Genomic DNA, 25,666 nt, shown 5'->3' with positions numbered 1-25,666 from the left:
AAGGGGTACGCATATGAGCCAAGCCAATATGATCCGCTTCCATACCATCATGAGACATGAAGACTACATTGTCAGAGATCATCGCGTGCATGGTGTCCGTATCATGCCGGGTGTGACTTTTATCGATATGATCTGCCGTGGGTTAATCGCCCACGGTCTAGATCCCAAGAAGCTGGAGCTGCGCAACATTCTGTTCAAAGAACCGATTGCCACCTCTGAAGAGTATGACAAGGAAATCGAAATCACCGTCGAAAAAGCCAAAAGCGGCAAGCATCATATCGTCACCTGCAAAAGCCTGAAGGTGAAGAACGGCAAAACCGTCCATCCTGACTGGGTGGAAAACTTTCAGTGCCAGCTGATCAAAGCAGACGAAATCACCCCGCCGACCATTGACCTAGAAGCGTTGAAAAAGAAATCCGGCCACATCATCGACATGGACACGGCCTACTCATTTATCCGCCAGATCGATATCAATCATTTTGTGTTCATGAAGGGTCTTGGTCAGATCTATGAAGGTGAGGGCTATCTGCTTGCCGAGCTGCATCTGAGCGACCTCGCCCAATCGCATCTGCCTGACTTTTATATGCATCCGGCTTACCTCGACGCCTCTACACTTGTACCGGGTCTCTTCCTTGCCAAAAAAGGGGAGGACGCCAATTCCTACGAGATGCCTGACCTCAAGCCGTCGATCCCGATGTTCATCGAGTCGTTCCGCTCCTTCGGCAGTCTCGGGGAAAAATGCTATGTCTTCGTCGAGCAAAAGCACGTGACCATCTCACCAACCCAGGATATCCGCTATGTGAACATTGATATCTACGATGAACAAGGCTCTATGAAAGGCACGTTCAAACGACTTGGTGTCAAAAAGATTCGCCACGAAGGTCTGATCACTGGTCTGGAGAAGGTAGACGGTGGAAAAGGGGAGAAGGCCCCGACGGCAACCGATGTGACGGAACCATCTGCATCGGTGACGATCACCGCACAAGCGGCACAGGCCGCAACGGTGTCCGTTTCCGCACCTGTTGGGGGCGCAGGCTCGGCTGCTTTTGCAGAACAAGCCGTATCAGAGGTTCCCGCGCATTCTACTACGCTAGCAGCTGTCGACCGCAAACAAGTGGTAGAGCGTACCGCCCGCCAAGACCTGTCCGAACTGGTTGCAGAACTTTTGGGCAAAACAGCGGATGAGATCAGCACGGAAGACGGCTTTTACGATCAAGGGCTCAACTCCGGCGACCTGCTCCTATTGGTGCAAAAGCTGGAGGCAAAACTGGGCGAGCAGCTCTATCCGACTCTGTTATTTGAGTACAACACGATTGAAAGTCTCGTAGGGTATCTGGTAGAAGAGTACGCGGAGCGGTATCCGGTGGAGGTGGGAGGTGCTGGCGTTGTGCAAGTACCAGATGCACCTGTCACTGACACAGCAACCGCCACTCCTGCACCATCTGCTGTGTCTACTACACCATCCACGCCTTCCAACAACACGTTGCCTCAAGTCTCGCTACAAACCGCCATTGAGCAAGACCTCTGCGTCATGGTGGGCTCTTTTGTCGGTATTCCAACGGAGGAGGTCAGCGTCGAGGAAGGCTTTTATAACCAAGGGCTGGACTCCGGCAACCTGCTTCAGCTCGTCCAACAGCTCGAAGCCAAACTGGGCGAACAGCTGTATCCGACGCTGTTGTTCGAATATACTACCATCCGCGATCTGGCGGGCTATCTAGTAGAAGAGTTCGGTGCACGTTATCCGGTAGAGGCAGGTTCTATCGGAGGGGATGCGAATCTAGCATTAGGCATTGGTGGGTCTGAGCCATCAATGACGACCGCAACACCAAGCGCTTCCACTCCAACAACGACGACAGCCACATCAGGTGCTTCCACTCCAACTTTACCAACGGCTGCAACCGCAACGACAGCCTCAGCCGTACCACCCGCGGCCAATCGTACCATCCCAAGCGGCTCTCTCATGTACGCCCGCCGCGAATGGACACAGTCCGACACCGCAGCACCAATCACAGCAAAGTCCAGCACCAACACTACAGTGCCAATTCCAGAAGCCACCGCAGGCGTTTATCTCGTGTTCACCACTGCTGAATCTCTGACCGATGCTCTGCACAACCGACTCTCTAATCAAGCATCACCCAGTGCAACCAGCCGCGTCATACTGGTGAAACCATCTGCCAGCTACCGCGCCGTTTCGGATAACCATTACGAAATCAACCCACAGCAACCATCTGATTACAGCCAGCTCATCCAAGACCTCACATCACGTAAGCTTTTCCCGACCAAAATCGTTCACAATCTGTCGGTTACCACTTATGACGGCGATCCCGAGACTTTGCGCAGCCTGTTTGCCATCGGCTATTATTCCATTTTTTATCTCACGCAGGCACTCATGGCGCACAAGCCAAAGGACCGCATCCAGATGCTCTATCTCTATGAACCGACGATCACCCAGCCACAATTCGCGGCACTCGCCGGTTTTGCCCGCACCCTCCGTATGGAAAATCCCAAGTTCACGCTGAAAACCGTGGAGCTGATCCATTCCACGCGACGTGAACAGGCAAAAATCCACGGGGCCGATGCCATAACCGAAACAAGCGCAACAAACGAAACATCCAAAACACCCAAAACACCCACAGAAACCAGCCAAACCGCTGAGATCATCGTCACCGAATTCAGCCAGACAGACGACGAGACAGAGGTCCGCTACGCAGACGGCATCCGTTATACCAAGAGCCTGAAAGAAGTGCGCTACAACCCTGATACAGACCAAGCCACCACAACACCAGTACCTCTCCGTCCAAAAGGGGTCTACCTGATCACAGGCGGCGCAGGCGGACTCGGTCTGATTTTTGCCCGCTATCTCGCGGAAAAAGCACAAGCCAACATCGTACTCACTGGACGATCCCAGCTCTCTTCTGACAAAGAGCAGGAACTACAAGAGCTCCGCTCACTCGGCGCAGACGTCACCTATATCCCGACCGACATCTCCGACCGCGCCAGCGTAAAGAGCCTGATCAGCGAGATCAAGGCACGGCACGGTGCGATTCACGGGATCATCCACGCGGCTGGTGTGATCCGCGACTCGTTTATCGTCCAGAAGACCATCGATGAGATCGAAACCGTCATGGGGCCAAAAGTCTGGGGCAGTCTCTGGCTTGACGAAGCGACAAGTGGCGATCAGCTTGATTTCTTCGTCCTGTTCTCATCTACTGCCGCCGTTATCGGCAATTCGGGCCAGAGTGATTACTCGTTCGCCAACAGCTTCATGGACAACTTCGCCGCAGCCCGCACCGATCTCGGACGCTCGGGCCAATCCGTCTCGATCAACTGGCCGCTGTGGAAAGACGGCGGTATGCATGTCGAGGCCTCTTCTGTCGCTATGATGAAGTCCCGCACAGGGCTGACTCCGCTCAGCATCGCGGGCGGTCTGCAGGCTTTTGAAGATGCGCTTCGCATGAGCGGCGCGACCCTGACCGTACTGGAAGGGGAGATCGAGCGGGTAAAAGGCATCATCGGCTTGACCCCGGCAGACGTGGTGATCGACGGAGGAAAGAGCGCGGCAACCCCGTCACTTTTCCCGGCAAAAGAAGCCGTTTCCCCGTCCACCAACGACGACATCGCCATCATCGGTGTCAGCGGTCGCTACCCGATGGCCTCCGACGTCGCGCAGTTCTGGGAGAACCTCAAGGCAGGCAAGGACTGCATCACCGAAGTGCCGAAAGACCGCTGGGATCACAGCGAGTACTACCACCCACAGAAAAACAACCCAGGCACCAGCTATGCTAAGTGGGGTGGCTTCATCGATGATGTGGACAAGTTCGACCCGCTGTTTTTCAACATTTCGCCCAAAGAAGCCGAGTTCATGGACCCGCAGGAGCGCATGTTCCTTGAGACCGTCTGGAAAACGCTGGAGGACGCAGGCTACACCAAAAACACCCTCGGCACCAAGCAGGTGGGCGTCTATGTCGGTGTGATGTGGGGCCAATACCAGCTCTTGAGCACCGAAATCAACGGTCGCGAGCTTTCACCGATCAGCTTCTACGGCGCAATTGCCAATCGGGTATCGTATTATTTTGACTTCCTTGGCCCGAGCATGGCGGTCGATACCATGTGCTCGTCCGCGCTCACGTCGATCCATCTGGCGTGCGAAAGCATCAAGCGCGGCGAATCCGACATCGCAATTGCAGGCGGTGTCAATATCACGATCCACCCGAACAAATACCTGTTCCTCAGCCAAGCTACGATGGCTTCCACAGATGGACGCTGCCGTAGCTTCGGTGAGGGAGGAGACGGCTATGTGCCGGGCGAAGGCGTCGGCGCTGTTCTTTTGAAGCCACTGAAAAAAGCCCAGCAGGACGGCGACCACATCTATGCCGTCATCAAAGGCTCCTCGATCAACTCCGGCGGCAAAACGAGCGGCTTCACCGTACCGAATCCAACCGCCCAAGCGGAAGTCATCTCCCATACCTTGAAAAAGACCGGAATCGACCCGCGCACGATCAGCTACATCGAAGCGCACGGCACAGGCACATCGCTCGGTGACCCTATCGAGATCAACGGCCTGGTCAAAGCGTTCCGACCATACACCAGCGACAAGCAATACTGCGCGATCGGCTCGGCGAAGTCCAACATCGGACACCTCGAATCTGCTGCAGGCATCGCTGCCATCACCAAAGTGATCATGCAGATGAAGCACCAGCAGCTGGTTCCGTCGCTGCACTCGCTTGATTTGAACCCGAACATCGATTTTGCCAATTCTCCGTTCTACGTCCAGCATGAGTTGACCGAATGGAAGCAGCCGATCATCAGTGAAAACGGCGTTACGACAGTGCTTCCGCGCCGTGCAGGTGTCAGTTCATTCGGGGCGGGGGGAGCCAATGCCCATATCATTCTGGAGGAGTATTTCGAGCCGACAACGGGTTCTCTTTTGCACCGATCAGCGAATCAGGATTCCGGTGACAATCCCGCAACGCCCGCGATCTTCGTCCTGTCTGCCCGCAATCAGGAGCGCCTGCAGGAATATGCCAGCCAGCTGGTCTATTTCCTAGAAAATACAAAAATTTCGACAGCTTCCACCCTGCAACAGATCGCCTACACCCTGCAGACCGGACGCGAAGCGATGGAAGAACGCCTGGTGATCGTGGCTTCAAGCGCCGACGAGCTGTTGGCAGGACTCCGAGCATATGCAGAGGGTAAGGAGCTTTTCGACAATATTTTTGTTGGAAATATCAAAACGAACCGTACAAAGCTGAAGGAGCTGGGCAATCAGCAACAGGCTCTGATCCAGCAAGCGATCACCAGCAACCAACCAGCAGAATTGGCGCGACTTTGGGCGCTCGGTATCACCATCGACTGGAAGCAGATCTACCCGGCGACAGCAATCCGCCGCATTCCATTGCCGACATATCCTTTTGCCAAAGAAACCTACTGGGTCCCGGACAACAACATCCAACCCGGCAAAAATCGTACCCGTGGAGCACTTCCGACCCTGCATCCGCTGATCGACGCCAACGTATCGACGCTTGATGAGCAGGTATTCAAGAAGACGCTGACCGCCGAAGAGCCGTACGTGCGGGATCATGTGGTCAATAATCAGTTGATTTTGCCGGGTGTGGTCTATGCTGAGATGGCGAGAGCGGCAGGTGATTTGTCCAGCCGTCAGCAGAAAGTCACCAGCATCCACAACATCACATGGACGCGACCGCTCGTCGTGCAGGAGCCGACAGAAGTGTGGATCGGCCTGTATCCGAACGGACATGAGGTGGAGTTTGAGATCAGCACGCAGAACCGCAACCGTGTGGATGATGAGCGGATCGTGCATGGGAGAGGGCAGATTCGTTTTGGCGAGTTCAGCTCGGAGTCACTGGAATCAGCAGAGTCATCCCAGTCCGTACCTGTGCAGTCTGAAGCCCAGTCTCAGCCGTCACCCGCACTCGATCTCGCCGCGATTCAATCCCGATGCCATGAGACCAAAAGCGGTGTGGACTGCTACGAAGCCTTCCAGCAGGTGGGCTTTTACTATGGCCCTGTTTTCCAAGCGATTCGTGAGCTGTCCCGCAATGAGCGCGAAGCTGTTGCTACGCTGAGCGTGGCGGACGTTGTTGCTGGGAAACATGCAAGTGAGCTTGTCTTGCATCCATCCCTGATGGACGGCGCATTGCAGACCGTTGCGGCCCTTCTTGCTAATCCGCAGCTGGGAGAGGGCAAGGTGTACATGCCGTATGCCATCGGTCAGCTGGACATCGTTCGACCGCTCAGCGAAACCTGCTACGCGTACGTGACGCTGGCAGATGGAGTGAGCGGAACCTCCGGGAACAAGCGGGGAGACACTGGATCGGGTGCATCCGAGAAAACATTCAACATCCAGCTGGTTGACCCAGAAGGCCGAGTTTTGATCGAGATGAAGGATTTCACACTTCGTGAAATGCACGCAGGCGCAGCAGCTGCACTAACAGAGGCGCAACCAAAAACAAATGCGGAAGAGCAGCAAACATCTGACGCAGTTGGAGAGAACGTAGCCAGCGGTGCAAACGGGTCGACTGGAGCGAACGTAGCCAGCGGTGCAAACGGGTCGACTGGAGCGAACGTAGCCAGCGGTGCAAACGGATCGACTGGAGCGAACGTAGTCAACGCTGCCAACGGATCAACTGGAGCGAACGCGACAAAAGGTGCCATCGCCACCACGGAAGCCACAACCGACCTCTACACCACCCAGCTCCGCGCCAAAACCGAAAGCTATCTCAAAAACCTTCTCGCCCAAGAAACCCGCGTCCAGACCGCCAAAATCGACGCCAACGACCCGATGGAAAAATACGGCATCGACTCCGTCATGGTGCTCTCGATGACCCGCCATCTGGAAAAAGACTTCGGCGAGCTGTCCAAAACGCTCTTTTTCGAATACCAAACCGTAGCCGATCTGGCCGGATATTTTATGAGCAAACACCACGAGCAGCTGATCGCCAAGGTGGGAGCGCCGACTGTACAGGCTACAGGCGCATCTTCGCCGCAAACAGTTATCACGACAGGCGGTCAAGCAACCGAAACGAACCCAGCACCAGCCACCAAGCAAAATCAAACCATCACGCCATCAGCACGCAGCCGCTTCATGAGCACATTAGCCGCTTCCCAAGCCCAGGTGCTTCCAGGTAGCCAACGCACCTACTCCCAAGACGACATCGCCATCATCGGTGTCAGTGGACAATACCCGCAAGCCCGCGACCTCGCACAATTCTGGGAAAACCTCAAATCCGGCAAAGACTCCATCACCGAAGTGCCAAGCGAGCGTTGGGATTACCGCAAGGATTTTGACCCGGAAAAAGGCAAGCGAGGCAAGAGCTACGCCAAGTGGGGTGGTTTCATCGAGGATTACGACAAGTTTGACCCGCTGTTTTTCAGCATTTCACCGATTGAAGCACAGATCCTCGACCCGCAGGAGCGCCTTTTCCTCCAGACGGTATGGAAAACAGTGGAAGACGCAGGCTACACCCGCAGCCGTCTCGAACGGGCCAAAGTAGGCGTGTTCGTCGGCGTGATGTACGGTCATTATCAGTTATATGGCGCAGAACAGTCTATGCTTGGCAACACCATGGCGGTCGGCTCATCCTACGCATCCATCGCCAACCGCGTTTCCTACTATTTCAACTTCCATGGCCCAAGTCTGGCACTCGATACCATGTGCTCCTCGTCGCTGACCGCCATCCATCTCGCATGCGAGAGCCTGCGCCGTGGCGAAAGCAGCATGGCCATCGCGGGTGGTGTCAACCTGACGATCCACCCGAACAAATACATCCTGCTGTCCCAAGGCAAATTCGTCTCTACCGACGGACATTGCCGCAGCTTCGGCGAAGGGGGAGACGGCTACGTACCGGGTGAAGGTGTCGGTGCTGTCCTGCTCAAGCCGCTCGCCCAAGCGGTTCAAGACGGCGACCAGATCTATGGCGTCATCAAAGCAAGCTCGCTCAACCACGGCGGCAAAACCAACGGCTACACTGTGCCGAATCCGAATGCACAAGCAGAGGTCATCGCTGAGACGTTGGAAAAAGCGGGCATCCACCCGCGGACGATCAGCTACATCGAGGCACACGGCACAGGCACCCAGCTTGGTGACCCGATTGAGATCACTGGCTTGATGAAGGCATTTGGCGACGAGATCACCGACAAGCAATACTGCTCCATCGGCTCTGTCAAATCCAACATCGGCCACCTCGAATCAGCGGCAGGCATCGCGGCTGTCAGCAAAGTGCTGCTCCAGATGAAGCACAAGCAGCTCGCGCCATCTATCCATTCTGATGTATTGAACCCGAATATCAATTTTGCCGACTCTCCGTTCTATGTCCAGCGGGAGCTTGCTCCGTGGAACCGTCCTGTGATCAGTCAAAATGGCGGTGTGATGGAAGCTCCGCGCCGTGCGGGCATCAGCTCATTTGGGGCAGGCGGTTCGAACGTTCATATTATTTTGGAAGAGTATATCGCGCCAGAATCGGCACAAGCACAAGCTCCTGCGGTATCAACAGACGAGCCGACCACACCACAGCTGATCGTCCTGTCTGCCCGCAATCAAGAGCGTCTGCGCGACTACGCAAGCGACCTGCGCGCCGCGTTGCAGACACAAGCCAGCACTGCCAACCGATTCTACCTGCCGGATATCGCCTACACCCTGCAGATCGGCCGTGAAGCGATGGAAGAGCGTCTCGCGACCGTCGTCACAAGCACGGCTGAGCTGATCGACCATCTCAGCGACTATCTGCAAGGCGCACGATCTGACCGTTTTGTCACAGGTAATATACTCGATGCAGTCTATAACCAGATGGTAGAGGGCGAAGAGGGTCAAGAATTCATCAAGGTGATCATCAAAAATCACAAGCTGGACAAGCTGGCACAGCTCTGGGCAAGCGGCGTCGACATCAACTGGAGCCTGTTATATCCATCCGGTACACCCAAAGTGGTCTCACTGCCGACCTATCCGTTCGCCAAGGAACGCTTTTGGATTCCGCTGGCGACAACGGCTGAACAGGCGTCCACCCAGCGCGGTGGTGTCAGCAAGCTGCACCCGCTCGTAGACCGCAACGCATCTACCCTGCGCGAACAGCGCTTTCTCACCACGCTGCGCGGGAGCGAATATGTCCTGGCAGATCATCAAATCAATGGACAGCCGATGCTCCCAGCCGCTGCTTATCTGGAGATGGTCCATGCCGCAGGTCAAATTGCCGCTGAGGCTCACGTTCTTTCTATTAATAATGTCGTTCTTTCGAAGCCAATCGTGGCGGTAGCAGACGGGACAAAAGAAGTCCGCATCAGCTTCTACCCGGTCACCGAGGATGATGTTGATTTCGAAATCACCACGGATGAAAGCGATGGCGAGCGGACGCTCCATTCGTACGGACAGATCCGTTTTGTACCGGAAGGGGAGGAAGTCCCAGCGGCAAGCGTAAACATTGGTCGACTTGATATCAGCGCGACCCGCAGCCGTTGTGCGACGACCATCAGCCACGAGGAGATCTACACCGGTTTTGCCCAAGCTGGCTTTGGCTATGGACCTGCCTTCCGTACGATTACCGAGCTGCATGTGGGGAATAGGGAATGCTTGTCACGTCTTGCGTTGCCGCACGGGCTTCAGGCTGATTTTGCGGAATATACCTTGCATCCAGCGTTGATGGACGGTGCGCTCCAGACCGTCGCGGGACTGATGCACAGCACCAGCCAAGCCGGCACTCAATACCTGCCGTACGCCATCGGCAGCATCGAGGTGCTTGCTCCGCTGACTGAGGTCTGCTTCGTCTACGTCACACAGAAGGACACAAGCGTACAGGCAGAGGCATCGTCTAATACGTTCCATTACGATATTCAACTGGTCTCCGCCACCGGCGAGGCACTTGTTCTGATCCACGACTTTACGGTCAAAGCATTCCAGTCGCTCCACCACGAAAAAGCCGCTTCCCACACAGCTGCATCCGCCCCTAAAGGGATTTCAGATGAGCAGCTGATGGAGCTGTTAAAGCGGGTAGAAAACAAAACGATCCAAGCGACACAAGCTGAAAAGCTAATGGGGGAGATTTATGAGTCGTCTAAGTAGAAATGAAATCCTACGAATGTTGGAGGCAGGCACGATCCATGCAACCGATGCGTTCCAGTTGATCAAGTCGCTGCCATCTGACGGGCATCCAGCGAGTACGAATACCCGTAACACTCCCGGCACGATCTGCTTCACCACTGCATGGCACATATCCGAGGTTCCAGCCAAAGCCGCTTCTTTGGCTGGTTCCCTCCTTATTTTTGATAAAAACGAAGCATTGCGCGATGCACTCCAAGCACAGCTTCAAGCATCCGAACAGACAAAAGCTTCCGAGTCTGCTGTCCGCCTGATCCTCGTAACTCCGGGCGAGTCGTACCAAGCATGCGGCACCGATCAATATATCATCAATACGTCTGATCCGGCAGACTACCAGCACCTGCTCCAAGCATTGCATGAGCAGGACGCCAAGCCGGAGCAGATTGTCTACGCTTGGGGCCATGAAGCCTTTTCCACAGACGAACAAGCGGTTCAGACTGGACTTACCGAGAGCGTCTACTCCTTGCTCTACCTGACCCAAGCATTGACCAAGCAAAAATGGGCTGACCAGCTTCGTCTCCTCTACGTCTATCCGGGCGGGAGAGACCAGGTTCAACCTCTGTATACCGCTTTAAGTGGGTTTCACAAAACGATGCAGATGGAGAATCCGAAGCTGTTCTATCAGACCCTTGCTGTATCTGACCGACGGGATGTCCATCAGGTGGGACGAGCGATTCTGCGGGAGCTTTCAGGCAAGGAAGAGGGGGCGACAGATGTCTGCTATGAGTCGGAGAAGCGCTATGTCCGACGTCTGCAGGAAGTGGTTGTCCCATCCCATCCAAGCTCCCAAGCACCGTCTGCACCAGATACCAACCCCATCGGTTCATTTCCCACACAGGGCGTCTGCCTGATAACGGGCGGGGCAGGTGGACTCGGTCTGATTTTTGCCCGTTATCTTGCTCAGCAGGCCAAAGCGAAGCTCGTCCTCACTGGCCGTTCTGAACTAAGCGCGGATAAGACCGAACAGATCCGACAGCTGGAAGCCAACGGGGCTGAAGTGCTCTACCTGCGCGGAGACGTGTCCAACCGCGAAGATGTACAACGCTGGGTAGCTGAGACCAAAGCCTGCTTCGGCACAATCAACGGTATCATTCACAGCGCTGGGCTCCTCCGTGATTCGCTGGCTTTTACCAAAACGAAAGCACAGCTTGACGACGTGCTCGCGCCAAAAGTATACGGAACTCTGTGGCTTGATGAAGCGACGAAGGGAGAGGCACTCGACTTTTTTGTCCTGTTCTCGTCAACTGCGGCGATGATCGGTAACGCAGGGCAGTGCGACTATGCTTACGCGAACGGCTTCATGGATGCTTTTGCGGCATACCGTTCGGCGATTCGTCCGGGCAAGTCTGTGTCAATCAACTGGCCGATCTGGCGAGATGGCGGCATGCAGGTTCCGGAAGCGGCAATTGCCCAGCTGACACAGGCGACAGGCATCGTAGCCCTCAGCGAGGAAGCAGGGGTGCAAGCATTTGCCGATGCACTTCAAGGTGACGCGACCCATCTGATGGTGCTTGAGGGGGATCAGACGCGTATCCGTACGGCGCTGAAGGTGAAAGCGGTGGAACAACCACAATCACCTGCGACAGCCGCTCCACACACGGTACATACGTCTGCGATACCCGTCACCGACCAGCTCCGCGACGCAACGGAAGACTGGCTCAAAAGCATCCTATCCAACGAAATCAACCTGCCCGCAGGCAAAATCTCGTCCAAGCAACGCTTTGAAAAGTATGGAATCGACTCCATCATCATCATGAGCATTACCAAAGAACTGGAAAAATCCTTCGGGGAATTGCCCAAAACACTGTTCTACGAATATCAGACGATTGGCGAGCTGACCGGTTATTTTATCGAAAATTACGGGGAACTCTTGCGTAAAACACTTGGGGTTACAGAGACAGCAACAGATCTTGTGGCAACATACGAAACAGCCGAAGCGCTCAACGAAACGACCATGCGAACAGCGACCAGCCCAACAAAATCAACCGCATATCGTGCTCCCCAACAAAATAACGGCTCGTCTGCACAAAGACCCGGCAGCTCCACCCGTCCCGAAGGCCGTGCCGCACGAACCCGTAACCGTTTTGCACGATCATCCTCCGACATCACCCAACAGCCTGCCAACAGCTGCAATCCACACAATACGCTACAAGAGATCGCCATTATCGGGATCGACGGACGTTTTCCGCAGTCGAACAGCCTGAACGAATATTGGGAAAATCTCAAGGCAGGCAAAGACTGCGTCACCGAAATTCCAGCTGATCGTTGGGATTACCGTCAGGATTTTGACCCCGAAAAGGGCAAAGCAGGCAAGGCCTATGGCAAATGGGGCGGCTTCCTTGACGGTGTGGATCAGTTTGACCCGCTGTTTTTCGAGATTTCGCCACGAGAGGCAGAGTATATGGACCCACAGGAGCGCTTGTTCCTCGAAACGGTATGGCATGCGGTAGAGGATGCAGGGTACACGCCAGCTGGCTTGTCCAAGCAGTCCGTGGGTGTATTTGTCGGGGTGATGTATGCGCAGTATCAGATGTTTGGCGCTGAGCCGCATAACCGCGCACAGGGCATCATTCCGGGCAATTCGCTTGCTTCGATTGCCAACCGTGTCTCGTACTTTTTTGATTTTCAGGGCCCAAGTCTGGCGATGGATACGATGTGCTCTTCATCGCTTACTACCGTCCATCTGGCCTGCGAAAGCATTCGTCGCGGTGAGTGTGAAATAGCGATTGCAGGCGGTGTCAATGTCTCGATCCATCCCAACAAATTCATCACCCTGAGCCAAGGCGGTCTCATGTCTAGTGACGGCAAATGCCACAGTTTCGCTGACGGGGGAGACGGCTATGTGCCGGGCGAAGGCGTCGGCGCGGTGTTGTTGAAGCCGCTGCAGCAGGCCATCGCAGACGGTGACCATATCTACGGCGTGATCAAAGGCAGCGCGCTCAACCACAGTGGCCGCTCCAATGGCTACATGGTTCCCAACCTCAACACCCAAGCCAGGGTGATCGAGCAGACGCTCAAGCAGACAGGCATCAACCCGCGCACGATCAGTTATATCGAATGCCAAGCGGTCGGCACCTCGCTTGGTGACCCGATCGAAGTGAACAGCATGACCAAGGCCTACCGTCCCTTCACTATGGATATACAATACTGTCCGGTCGGCTCCGTCAAGGCCAACATCGGCCACTTGGAATCCGCCTCTGGAATCGCCGCTATTGCCAAAGTGCTTTTGCAGCTCAAGCACAAGCAGATCGCTCCGTCCATTCATTCCGAGGTGTTGAACCCCAATATCGCGTTTGAAGAGACCCCGTTCTATGTCAACCGCGAGTTGTCTGAGTGGAAGCAGCCTGTCTTGATCGAAAACGGGGTAGCCACCACTTATCCGCGCCGTGCTGCGATCAACGCATTTGGGGCAGGCGGGGCGAATGCACATATGATCATCGAGGAGTATCAGGCACCAGAAGCTACATGTTCGGGGGCAAAAGAGGAGGATTCTGCACCACAGCTGATCATCCTGTCAGCCCGCACCAAAGAGCGTCTGCAGGCATATGCCGACCAGCTGGCGACTGACCTGCAAGCCCGACTTGACCCAGTGTCAGGAGAAAATACCGATCTGGCGGCAGAGGGGTCTATTTCAACGGATTCTGCCGACACTCCATCAACTGACTCCGGGAATTTGGCAACCATTCCGTCACTTCTGGAGCGGGATATCCTTCAACTGACCGCTCAGCTGCTTACCATCGCTGCTCACGACCTCGATCTGGACGAAATGCTAGCGGAGTACGGGCTTGATGCTGTCGGCTCCGTCGAATTGACCAATCAGCTGAATGCGATGTATGGCATTGATCTGGTACCTAACGTATTTGCCGAGTGCCCGACATTGCGTCAGTTCCTACACGATCTGACTCGGGTACATGCCGATCAACTGGTACGCTATTATGCTGACGCTGTTCATTCGCCTGCTGTGGCGATCGGCGCAGAGCGAGTATCCAAACCACTCCGCCTCTCCGACATCGCCTACACTCTGCAGACAGGCCGCGAAGCGATGGAAGAACGCCTTGCCTTCATGGCTTCCACCATCGAAGAAGCGATCCAAACCCTGCGCGCCTACCAGACAGGGAAGCCGACTGCGGGAACTTACGTCACGACTAATGAGACCGACTCGATGTTCGATGGCCGTGCAGGTGAAGTATTCATCAGGCAATTAATCGAGTCCCAAGAATGGAACATGCTCGGAAAAGTCTGGGCATCCGGTGCAGAAGTAGACTGGAACAGTCTGCCTCGTACAGGTCAGGTAAAACGAATCCCGCTCTCGACCTATCCATTTGCCCGCAAGCGCTATTGGGCTCCATTGCCTGCACCTGAGCAGCCTGTGCAGAACGCAAGGTTGGAAGCTGCTGCTACACTCGAAGTAGCGCCTACGATCGGTTCACCAGCCGACACCCAAACACCACCAGCCCCGCCGCTGACTTGGCAGGAGCGCGTCCAACAATCCATCACCCAGCTTATCTCCGACCTATTAAAGCTCCCGGTCGAAGAAATCAAAGTGAAGGAAAATCTCAAACGCTACGGCTTCGACTCCCTTTCCGGAATGCGTCTCATGCAGTATCTGGAAAAGGAATACAATACCCGCCTTTCTATCAAAGCATTTGCCGATCTGAGCAGCATCCATGACATCGTCAACTATATCTGTCACGATCTGTTCAATGGTGTAGAACCGGCGTCACTAACGACGAACAGCCAAAGCCAAAGCGGCACCCAACAAGCCGGCAATACCTCCGCTGATTCGCAACAGCAAGACGAAGCCGCTGCTGATTTCTATCAGCTTCTCTTACAGCAGCTGAGCGAAGGAAAGCTCACTCCAGAAGAGGCCATACTGATGGAACAAAGCATTTTAGATAAGAAGTAAGAAGAAGTAGCGTAGCAGTAGCAGGATGTACCTATACAGGAAACGGGGGAAAGCCGTCACTCTATCTTTCCCCCCTCTTTCTTCATAGGACAGGAGTCCCGTCGGCTAGAAAAAAACACAACAACTTATCAAAAAATATATTGTTTATTTAGGCAATAATACTTACACTAGTTGTTATAGTCCTTGATGGAATATATTTCTTAGATAGTAGTTAGATAGTCTCTGAGTATAAAAATAACATATTAATTCAATCAATCTAAACGAAGAAGAATCCACCTTACGAAAGGAATGTAGCGAGCTTATGCGTTTGACGAAAGAAGAGATTTTTCGCAAAGTGGCAGCGAAAGAAATGACCATCACGGAAGCGACGCAGTATCTTGAACAGCTCGATCAGGTGGTGATCCGACCTTTGTCCTATCCGCTTTCCGAGGGACAAAAAGGGCTGTGGGTAAACTGGCAATTCCATCCAAACAGCCATACCTATAACATTCCGATTGCGTTTCTGATCCGTCAGACGCTCGATGCAGAGATTCTGGAGCGGACTCTGCAACGCTTGGTGGAGCATCATGAGAGCCTGCGTGTTCAGTTTGGGATGGATGACGAGGGGGAAGCGGTTCAACGGACAACCGAAGCCGCTGCTTTTCGCCTGACCTGTACAGATGTGTCTGGATTGGAGCAGGCGGAGATCATCGACAAGATGAAAGAGGAAGCCCATCAGCCATTTGATCTGCGTAACGGCCAGATGCTGCGGGCTACGCTGTTCAGTCAGGCATCAGACTGCCATTATCTGTTGATTTGCATTCATCATATTGTGTTTGACGGCATCTCTCTTGCTATCTTCCAACGCGATTTTCAAGCGTGCTACCAAGCGGAGAGTGCAGGGAAGTCTTATTTATTTTCGGAATCATCCGTATCTTACAAGGATTTTGTGAATTGGCAAAATGAGATGATCAACGGAGAGGCCGGACAGGTACACCGGGAATACTGGCTGTCCCAATTTTCCGGCGAGATTCCTGCTCTGGAGCTTCCGCTGGACAAGCCCCGCCCGCTTAAAACCGCATACCAAGGCAATGCCTTTATGATCGAAGTGGATGAAAAAGTGACCAAGGGCCTACAAAACCTTGCCATTCATGTGGATAAGACGCTTTTTACCGTCATGCTTTCGGCATTTAACGTGTTATTGCACCGCTACACGAATCAGGAAGATATCGTGGTGGGTACACCTGCGGCTGGCCGTCCCGACCTTGCTTACCGTGATGTGATCGGTTATTTCGTTAACATGCTGGCGGTCAGAACCAAACTGGCGGACAATCCGACCTTTGAGGAGCTGCTTGAACAGGTGCATGGAACGGTCGTGAATGGGTTGGAGCACGGAGATTATCCTTATTATTCCATTATTCAAGATCTGCGCCGCGTCCAAGGCCCAAGCTCACCGACCAGTCTTTTCCGCGTCTCCTTCAGCTTCCAGAATTGGATGGAGGGCGACAGCAGCGACGCTTCGGCTCTGCCGCTTCAGACGATTCCTGAGATCTATCAGGCGGTGGAGTATGATATCGCGCTTGAGCTGTTCCCGACTGCTCACGGCTACAAGGTCCTGTTCAAATATAACCAAATTCTGTTTGACCACGAGACGATTCAGCGCATGGCGACACACTACGTGCAAATCCTCAGCGATATCGCCAAAAGCCCGCAGAAAAAGCTCTCCGAAATCAAGCTGCTCACCACAGAGGAGGAGCACAAAATCCTCATCGAGTGGAACGACCACTATGCTGATTTCCCTGCCGAAAAATGTGTCTTCGATCTTTTCGCCGAACAGGTGGAGCGCACGCCGGACGCAATCGCCTGTGTGTATCAGGATACCAAGCTGACATACCTTCAACTCGATGAGATGTCGACACACCTGGCTCACTATCTCAATCAGCAGGGAGTAGAGGCTGGTCAATTCGTCGGGGTATTCCTCGAACGCTCTGAGATGATGCTGGTGACGCTTCTTGGGATCGTGAAATCAGGTGCGGCGTATGTGCCGTTTGACCCGATTTATCCGGCGGAACGTCTCTCTTTTATGATCGAGGAGACCAAAATCCCGATTGTGATCTCGCAGACGGCACTGGTGGACAAGCTGCCTAACTTCAACGGCCGCGCGATCAAGCTCGACACCGACTGGGAGAAGATCGTAGAGGAAGCGACCACCAAGGAAGTGCCGCAGGTTCGCCGGGCGACACCGGAGGATACGGTCTATGTACTCTATACGTCTGGTTCGACTGGGAAGCCAAAGGGCGTACAGGTCTTGCACAAAGGCTTGACCAATATCCTTTGCGCCAAACATAAGCGATTCAACCTCGGCCCTGGTGACTATATGCTCGGCGTGTTTACAATCTGTTTTGATATGTCTGTGATCGATATGTTCTTCCCGACCACATGCGGGGCCACGCTTGATATCGTACCAGAGGCTTACCTCAAAGACGGCATCAAGCTACTGGAAAAAATCGAGAACGATCCGGTTACTTTCCTGCAGTTCACACCGGCCACCTGCCAGATGCTTGTCTCCGCTGGTTGGAGCAAAAAGGTGAATGCACGACTGCTCCTAGGTGGCGACACGCTGACCAAAGACCTCTGCGAAAAACTGCAAAAGGTGGTCGCCGAGGTGTGGAACGGCTGGGGGCCGACCGAGACCTCGATCTACAACTCCAGCGGTCTGGTAGCCGAAGGGGATAAGATCACGATTGGACGTCCGTATCACAATAATGAATTTTATATCCTCGATAAACATATGAATCCCGTTCCGATTGGCGTTATCGGAGAGTGCTATCTTGGCGGCATCCAGCTCTCCCGTGGTTATCTGGAGCGACCTGAGATGAATGCCAAGAACTTCGTGCCACACCCGTTCAAGCCAGGTGAACAGCTCTACAAGACAGGCGACCTCGTCCGCTATCTGGCAGACGGACGGATCGACATCATCGGACGTGCTGACCGCATGGTGAAGCTGCGCGGCTTCCGTGTCGAGCTGGAGGAAGTGGAGAACGCGCTTCTCAAAAACCGTGATATCAAAGAAGCGGTGGCGCTTGTCCGGGATGACCTCAACGGCAATAAGCAGCTGATCGCCTTCTTGAAAAAACGGGAAACCGAACAGCTGATGAACCGTGAAGAACGCAAAAACGAACTGAAAACTTGGCTCCCGCCGTACATGATCCCGACCGTCTATGTATTCATGGACCGATACCCACTGACGGCGAGTCTCAAAATCGATAAAAAACTGCTGTTGACCAGCAAGCTCGCTGACATTATCGAAGCATACGGCGACCGTGAGACGAATGCCGCGATCAAGCTAGTTCCAGCGGCAATAGCGAAACCGGCGACGGCACCTGTTGTAACGGTATCGACACCAGTCGAACCTGCACAGGGGACTGCCCCGGCAAAAACACCGGAAGCCATAAGCGATGCAAAGCCAGTTAAGCCAGATGTTACCGTCTCTGAAGCAAAAACGGCCCCAGTAGCATCACCAGCGCCAACATCACCACCACAATCCCAAGCACCGAAAAAACCGGCACAACCAGCTAAAAAACAGATAGGAGCGGAAAACATGAACGACAGACTTTTGCACTATATCGAATCCGACCTGCAACAGATGATTGCCGAAGCGGCCAATGTCACCACCAACCAGATCAGTCTTGACACCAACCTTGAAGAGTTCGGGATCGACTCTATCAGCTTGACGAATGTCATGGTCAAAATGCGCAAAAAATTCCAGTTTGACATCAGCCCAACGCTTTTCTACGATTACCCAACCATTACCCGTTTTGCGGGCTACCTGATGAGCAACTACTACGAAACCATGCGTCAGGAATATGCGGTACAGCTGCAATCGGAAGCTCCACAGACACAAGCGGTGACTCAAGCTTATGCAGAGGCCGCAGTAACCGTCGAGGAGAGAGAGGTTCTCACTGCGGCTTATGACACGGAACAAGCTTCCGATACCCGCACAACCGAACCAATCGCCATCATCGGTCTCGGCGCGCGCCTGCCACAGTCGGCCAACCTGCAGGAGTTCTTCGGCGGTCTGATTAACGGCCAAAACTTCGTCACCGAAATCCCGGCAAACCGTTGGAATATCGATGCCTTCTACGGCGACCCGAAAAAAGAACAAAGCCGGACCGATGCCAAGTACGGCAGCTTCCTTGCTGATGTGGACAAGTTTGACGCAGGGTTCTTCGGGATCACCAAGCGCGAAGCAGAGCTGATGGATCCACAGCAGCGCCTCCTGCTTGAGACCGTTCACCAAGCCCTCGAAGGCAGCGGATACAAGCCATCCACTTTTTCTGGCACCAAAACAGGTGTCTATGTAGGTGTATCGGGTTCTGATTATGTAGACGTGATGCGTGCAGAAGGGCTTGAAATCGAAGCACACCAAATCAACATGGTAGGTCGCAACATCATCGCCAACCGCGTCTCCCAAGTGCTGAACCTCCAAGGCCCATCCGTCGCCATCGACACAGACAACTCCAGCTCTCTCGTCGCGCTCCACGAAGCGGTCAATGCCCTGCAGGCAGGCGATTGCGAGGCAGCTGTTGTCGCAGGTGTCAACCTGATCCTCAGCCCATATCCGCATCTGGCCCTGACCCGTCTCGGTCTGCTCAGCAATGAACCAGCGACCAAGGTATTTGACAAATCCGCCAACGGCTATGTGCGCGGCGAGGGGGTCGGTGTCGTCCTGCTCAAGCCACTCAGCCAGGCACAAAAAGACGGCGACACCATCTATGCAGTGATCAAAGGCTCTGCGGTCAGCCACGGTGGATACAGCAACTCCATCACCACCCAGAACCCAGAAGCACAGACCAAAGTACTCGTGGACGCGTTCCAAAAAGCTGAGGTTGATCCGGCTTCTGTCAGCTATATCGAGATCAGCGGCTCCGCTACCCTGATGGGCGACATGAATGAGGTGAACGCAATTAAACAAGCGTTTAACCAATTGAGTGAAGATTCCGCCCCAGCTGTTCAATCCATTGGTCTTGGTTCCCTCAAATCCAGCCTCGGCCATCTGGAAGGGGCATCTGGTATCGCCAGCCTGATCAAGGTTGTGCTTTCCATGAAGCAGGGCCAACTCCCTGGTGCCACCAATATCACCGAGCTCAACCCATACCTCGATCTGGACCAAAGCCCATTCTACGTCGTGCAAGATACCAAGGACTGGGTGAGCAACGGAGCACCGCGCCGCGCAGGTGTCAGCTCTTTTGGCCTTGCAGGCGTCAATGCCCACGTGATCGTGGAGGAATTCACCAGCCGTAAACCTGCGGCAACGATTGCCGGTGAGCAAGCCTTCATCCTTTCTGCAAAAGACGATGAGAAGCTTAAAGAATACGCAGCTGACCTTCTGGCATTCCTTGGCACCACTGCCGCGGACTACACCCTGTCCGACGTGGTGTACACCTATCAAGTAGGCCGTGCTGACTTGGAAGAGCGTCTCGTCCTGCTCGTGAGCAGCTTAGATGAGCTCCAATCCAAGCTGTCCGCCTTCATCGACGGTCAAGAACAGATCGCCGGCAGCTTCCGCGGCAACTCCAAGAAAGACGCGGGCAAAGCAGAGCTTTTCCTAATCGAAGGCGAAGAGGGTGCAGAATTCCTCAAATCGCTCGTGTTGAGCAAAAAAGTAAACAAAGTGGCACAGCTCTGGGCCATGGGTGCCAATGTCGACTGGAGTCTGCTGTACGGCAACCAAGCACCAACACGCGTGATGCTGCCGACGTATCCATTTGCCCAAGAAAGCTACTGGGTTGAGAAGAACATGTACGATTTCAAATTCGGCAACAGCAACATTCACCTGCTCGAGGTAGAAAAAGATTATCCAGCCGAAGAGTTCATGGGCCGCTGGATCGGCATGCACACCGAAAAACGCCGTCCGTTCAATGCTGTTGATCCGGTAAAAGAGTACATGAAATACGATGACCAATCCCTCTACCGCGTACTCGTCAAGACCAAAGCAGGCTACAACATGGAAGCAACCATCACAGGCGGCGGCCGTGGCAAGAAGACCATTTTCCTGATCTCTGGCTTCGGTCTGACCTCTGCTTCCTTCTACTACCAGTTCCGCGACCTGTCTGATGAGTACCAAGTGATCAATATCCATATCCCAGGTGTCGGTCTTTCTGATCCGAGCGGTGTCGTCTCTCTCGAAGGCATGAGCCAAGGCTTCATGGATGTCCTCGAAGAATTAGATGTGACCTTCCCTGTGCACGTGGTAGCCATCTGCTGGGGCGGTATGGTCGGGCAAAAATTTGTCCATATGTTCAAAGACCGCGTAGCTTCCCTGACGCTGTGCAACAGCTTCTCCAAGTGGAAGGTATACAACATGGAAAAGCTGGAAGGCACCATCAAAGAAGACTTCGAAGTGCTCGGCTTCCCAGAGTACTACGATATCTTCTTCAACAGCCACAACCTCAATCCAAAAGCAGTCAATTACTTGATCGAAGTCTTCACCACTGAGGGCTATTACACGACTGACCTGCTCGAAGAGATCACCGTCCCGACCTTGATCACCAAAGCATCCAATGATCTCGTCATCGACCACAACGAATCCACTCTGATGTACGAGCGTATCCCAAACACCGAGTACTATGAGATCAAAGGTGGCGGTCACGGGGTATTCATGACCCACCACGAAGAGTTCAACGGTGTCGTCAAAGACTTCCTCAAGCGTGTAGACAACGGGGAAAAGAAATAAGATAACCAGCAGGGTGGATGAGAGCAAAAACTCATCATGCACCTGACCAAGAGCGGATCGAAGGGGAGAAATCTCCTTTGATCCGTTTTTTTTATATCTTCCAAGTGAACAGGATCGTTTCAGGATCAAGAGTTTGGGCGGATTTTTTGCATACTTTTTCCTGTGAAGCAGATACTACCACCGACCCCACTTTCCAGTTAAAGGAGTGCCTGAACGTGAATCATCATATGCAACCCCCGATGCAACCGCCAATGGAAGGCATGATGGCCCCATACCCACCGCAAAACATGCTGGTTGCCACCATGCAAAATCTGGCCAACTGGCACGGACGTTTTAATCTGGACAAAACCGGCTTTAATCCAAACATGCCAGGCCACACTACTGCACACAACAACATGATTCTCCGTCAGCAGCCACGCACCGCCAAGGAAATCGGCGCAGGGATCAGCCTGCCATATGATATACGTCTGGAAATGATCCTCCATCTCGACGACCACCAATGCGCACTCAGCGTAGCCGCCCATCAATACCGCAAGCATCACTGGATGTCAGAGGGGGCAGAGGGCTTCCTCAGCATTCATGAGCTGCTCAATGAGCATATCGAGAAGACCAACGATCATATCGACGAAATCGGTGAGCGCGTAGCACGTCTTGGCGGCGTACCTACCGCTCATCCGATCACCCAGCATGAGCTTTCCTATATCAAGCATGAAGTGGAAGGCCGCTATACGCTCCGCGACTATCTTCGCAACGATCTCGAACACGAGCTCAAAATCCAGCAGATGCTCCGCAAAACGATCGAACGCGCCCACCAGCTCAGAGACTTCGGTACCGTCGAAGTGCTCGAAGATATCCTGGTCGAACGCGAAGATCTCGGCTACCATCTCTACAGCACGCTCGAAGATGATACCCTCACTCGTGGTATGAATCATCTCTACGATGGACGCGCCGACCTCGCAGGCGACCGTCCGATGCACCCAGGCTCCAAGCTTCAATAAGGTGCTATACGCTCATTGATGCGTCTATACGCTTTGACTCAGCAAGACGTCGGTATTCAGCTGGCGTCTTTTTTTTGTGTCTACTGGGTGAAAAGTAACTTTTGGTAAGGGGAAAATGTGGACAAAAGTCGCATTTTGGTGTTTATTGGAAAAGATAAAGTTATTTCCCTAGGGATTATGTATCAAAAGAAGGGGGAATTTGTACCTGCATTCATCAGACCAGAAAGTACCATAGAGGAGGAGAAACCAACAATGATCAGGCTGTTACTCGTACTTTGTCTGCTTCTCACCACGGCGCTCGCGCCCACTGCCTATGCTGCGGGTGACAAACTGGAAGAGAAGTGGAAGTACATCGAACGCACTACGTACAAGGGATATCTGTACGAGATCGTGCAGGACCTCGGGACGAGTGAGTTGTTTTTTCGCAAAACCGATAAAAAACAGAAGGATTGGATCTATCAGGAATCAATCGGATCTTACACCGGAGCCGTAAGCGGCAATATTTTTCTGAACAAAAAACAGGCAGTTCTCAGCCTGACCGATGAGTGGGACTGGACGATGCTTGTCCTGGATGAGAAGACAGGCAAGACGGAAAAGCGAAAAGATGTCCATGCCAGCCTGCAGAAAAAGGCGGAGAAGAAGCGGGGGAAGCCGGTTCCGAAGCCTGGAAAGCCTGGAAAGCCGGGGAAAACAACCGGGGAGGAGGCAGGGAACGGTAGAACCGGAGAAAACGGCGATGCTGTAGGTCGCAACGATGCAAGCGCTGCAAGTCATGTAATTACGACATCAAGAACAGCAAGCATTGCAAGCAACGAGAGCCAGACATCTAGTACTGTGAATACCACTGTTCCTACCGCAAGTGCCACATCAACAACTGCAGAAACACCTGAGTACGAAAACGTCACTACCTTCACCGTCACCCGGATGACCCCAACCAGCATCACACTCAAGTGGAACAAGGTCGTCGGGGCCGCATCCTATGTGGTGGAGGTCAGTTCCGATGATAACGACCAGATCTCTACCATGGAGATGACCACGGACACCACGATCACCATGCCGCTCCCGACGGGCAAAGTCTCTCTCCCGATGTGGGATGTGGGGATCATCACCGTTTTCGACGAGGAGAAGATGACGGCCAGCGATGATTGGAAGTTCCTGTTTGCCCTGACACCAGAGCGGACAGCCACGATCACTATGGAGAACAAGCCGACCAGCATCGGACTGAACTGGGCCCCTTTGGATGGCGTAGAAAAGTACAACGTGAATTATCTGAGCACCCACCCACCTACTGGCCGATATGATTACGGCAAGGAAGTTCAGAGTTTCCCGACGCTGCCAGTCTCCGAGACAAAGGCGTTGCTCCTTGATTTAAAGCCATCCACCTGGTATGGAATCACGATAGATACCAACAACGCTGAAACCGAAACCAGCAGCGAGGAGTCACAGGACATTTTTGCCTGGATCAGCCCGACACATCCCGCACCCCCGGAAAAACCGAATGAAGATACCCTTTATGCTGAGATGGACAGCTCCGAATCTGCCGAATTTTCATGGGATTTGGTCAAGGACGCAACCGAATACCTCGTCTACAACGGAGATGAGCTTCTCGGCAGCACCGGCACGTTCGGCGATCATTTTGTCATGGAAAACATCGTGGCAGGCGAAACCTACGACCTGTATGTGGCCGCCCGCAATATCACCGGGACAAGCCCCCGCGCCCATCTGGAGTATTTTGCCGGAGATGAGGAGTTCATCCCCGACATGCCCGACCCGCCTGCGCCAACGGGTGAGCTGCCTGCACCCACTGGTTTTGAAGTGATCAAGGAGAAGATCAAGCAGACCACAGCCGAGCTTAAGTGGAATGCCGTCGAGGGAGCGAAGGGCTACGTCCTGTGGATCAACGGGGAGAAAAACCTCTCCATCCCTGCAGGAGCAACCACCTACACCCTGACCAATCTGGAAAAAGACAAGCCATACGAACTCCACCTCCGCGCACTGGATGAAGCGGGCAAAGACGGTGCTTCTGCCATCGCCACGTTCCGCACTCTGCCCGACCCACCAGAGGCTCCGGATATCGTCCTCGACAAGGTAACCTCTATCACGGCCTATCTCACGTGGGAACCAGCCAAGCGCGCCCGAGCATACGTGATCCAATACGGCGAGGGTGAATCACCACTGCAAAAGACTTTTAAAAAGGCCAACGTGAAAATCAAGGGTCTAGTGGAAGAGAAGACATACGTATTCACGATCTATGCTGAAAACCGAGGCGGCAAAAGCAAGCCTGTGATTGTCACTGTGCGCACAATTCCGCTTACGTTTGAATACATCTACGCAGGGACGCTGTTGGATCGGATCAAAAGCAGCTATGAGCAGGAATGGGTCTATACATACGACACGAACGGGAATACGAAGCAGGTGACTTATCGTAAGGAACCGAAGCCGTCTCCGCAGGAGTTTGATATAACGAAGCCGGGGGAGGAGGCACTTGAAGAGAGTAGTGATCAGCCCTTTAATGTACCTGCTTCTTAAAAAAGTAAAAGCTGTTACTCAGCCGAAGTCTGTAAAAGCAAGCATCCGAGCTTGGCTCAGCCGTCGACTGCGAAAGCTACGAACATACATCAGTGAAATCGACCCCACTCTCTACATTTGATTCTTATTCTGGAGGTGCTACCCAACCAATGTACCGCAGTCAAACGCATAAGGCAGACAACCATCAATCTGCCAAACGATCCACATGGAAAAAACGCTTTTCCACGGCCTTTCATGCTTTGCTCACCATCACGCTGCTGTCATCCTACATCCCACCGTCAGCCGATGCAGCAGAGATCAGCCCCGTCTCCGAATGGACTAAGCAGTTGCTCGACGGTGAGACGGTGAGACGGTAGGCAACGCTTTTTTCAATGAACAGGGAGCGACGGACAACACGGTACGAACAAAAA

Annotated in this window: 5 protein-coding genes and 1 pseudogene; all 6 read left to right on the top strand. The window is 53.7% G+C overall.

Annotated elements, in window-relative coordinates:
• Positions 1-16: 16 nt before the first annotated feature.
• Positions 17-9,904: pseudogene (locus tag FGI41_RS25610) on the top strand (SDR family NAD(P)-dependent oxidoreductase); the annotation flags it as partial.
• Between the two features lie 151 nt (positions 9,905-10,055).
• The gene (locus FGI41_RS01860) at positions 10,056-15,014 is read left to right on the top strand and encodes an SDR family NAD(P)-dependent oxidoreductase (RefSeq protein ID WP_139488191.1); all 4,959 of its coding nucleotides are present in this window, start codon (positions 10,056-10,058) and stop codon (positions 15,012-15,014) included.
• 301 nt (positions 15,015-15,315) lie between these two features.
• On the top strand, positions 15,316-21,729 hold the full coding sequence (locus FGI41_RS01855; RefSeq protein ID WP_139488190.1) for a non-ribosomal peptide synthetase: 6,414 nt from the start codon (positions 15,316-15,318) through the stop codon (positions 21,727-21,729).
• A 215-nt stretch (positions 21,730-21,944) separates the two neighbouring features.
• Positions 21,945-22,727: a ferritin-like domain-containing protein gene (locus tag FGI41_RS01850; RefSeq protein ID WP_255298258.1), complete on the top strand. Its 783-nt coding sequence runs from the start codon at positions 21,945-21,947 to the stop codon at positions 22,725-22,727.
• 252 nt (positions 22,728-22,979) lie between these two features.
• Positions 22,980-25,256: a fibronectin type III domain-containing protein gene (locus tag FGI41_RS01845; protein WP_139488189.1), complete on the top strand. Its 2,277-nt coding sequence runs from the start codon at positions 22,980-22,982 to the stop codon at positions 25,254-25,256.
• Positions 25,257-25,405: 149 nt separating this feature from the next.
• Positions 25,406-25,612 carry a hypothetical protein gene (locus tag FGI41_RS01840; protein ID WP_139488188.1) on the top strand — a complete coding sequence of 69 codons (207 nt, stop codon included), beginning with the start codon at positions 25,406-25,408 and terminating at the stop codon, positions 25,610-25,612.
• Positions 25,613-25,666: the final 54 nt, after the last annotated feature.

Source organism: Brevibacillus dissolubilis (genome assembly GCF_006170445.1).
GTDB classification, from domain to species: domain Bacteria; phylum Bacillota; class Bacilli; order Brevibacillales; family Brevibacillaceae; genus Brevibacillus_B; species Brevibacillus_B dissolubilis.
The sequence above is the reverse complement of the archived record's forward strand: the minus strand, read 5'-3'. Positions and strand labels throughout refer to the sequence as shown.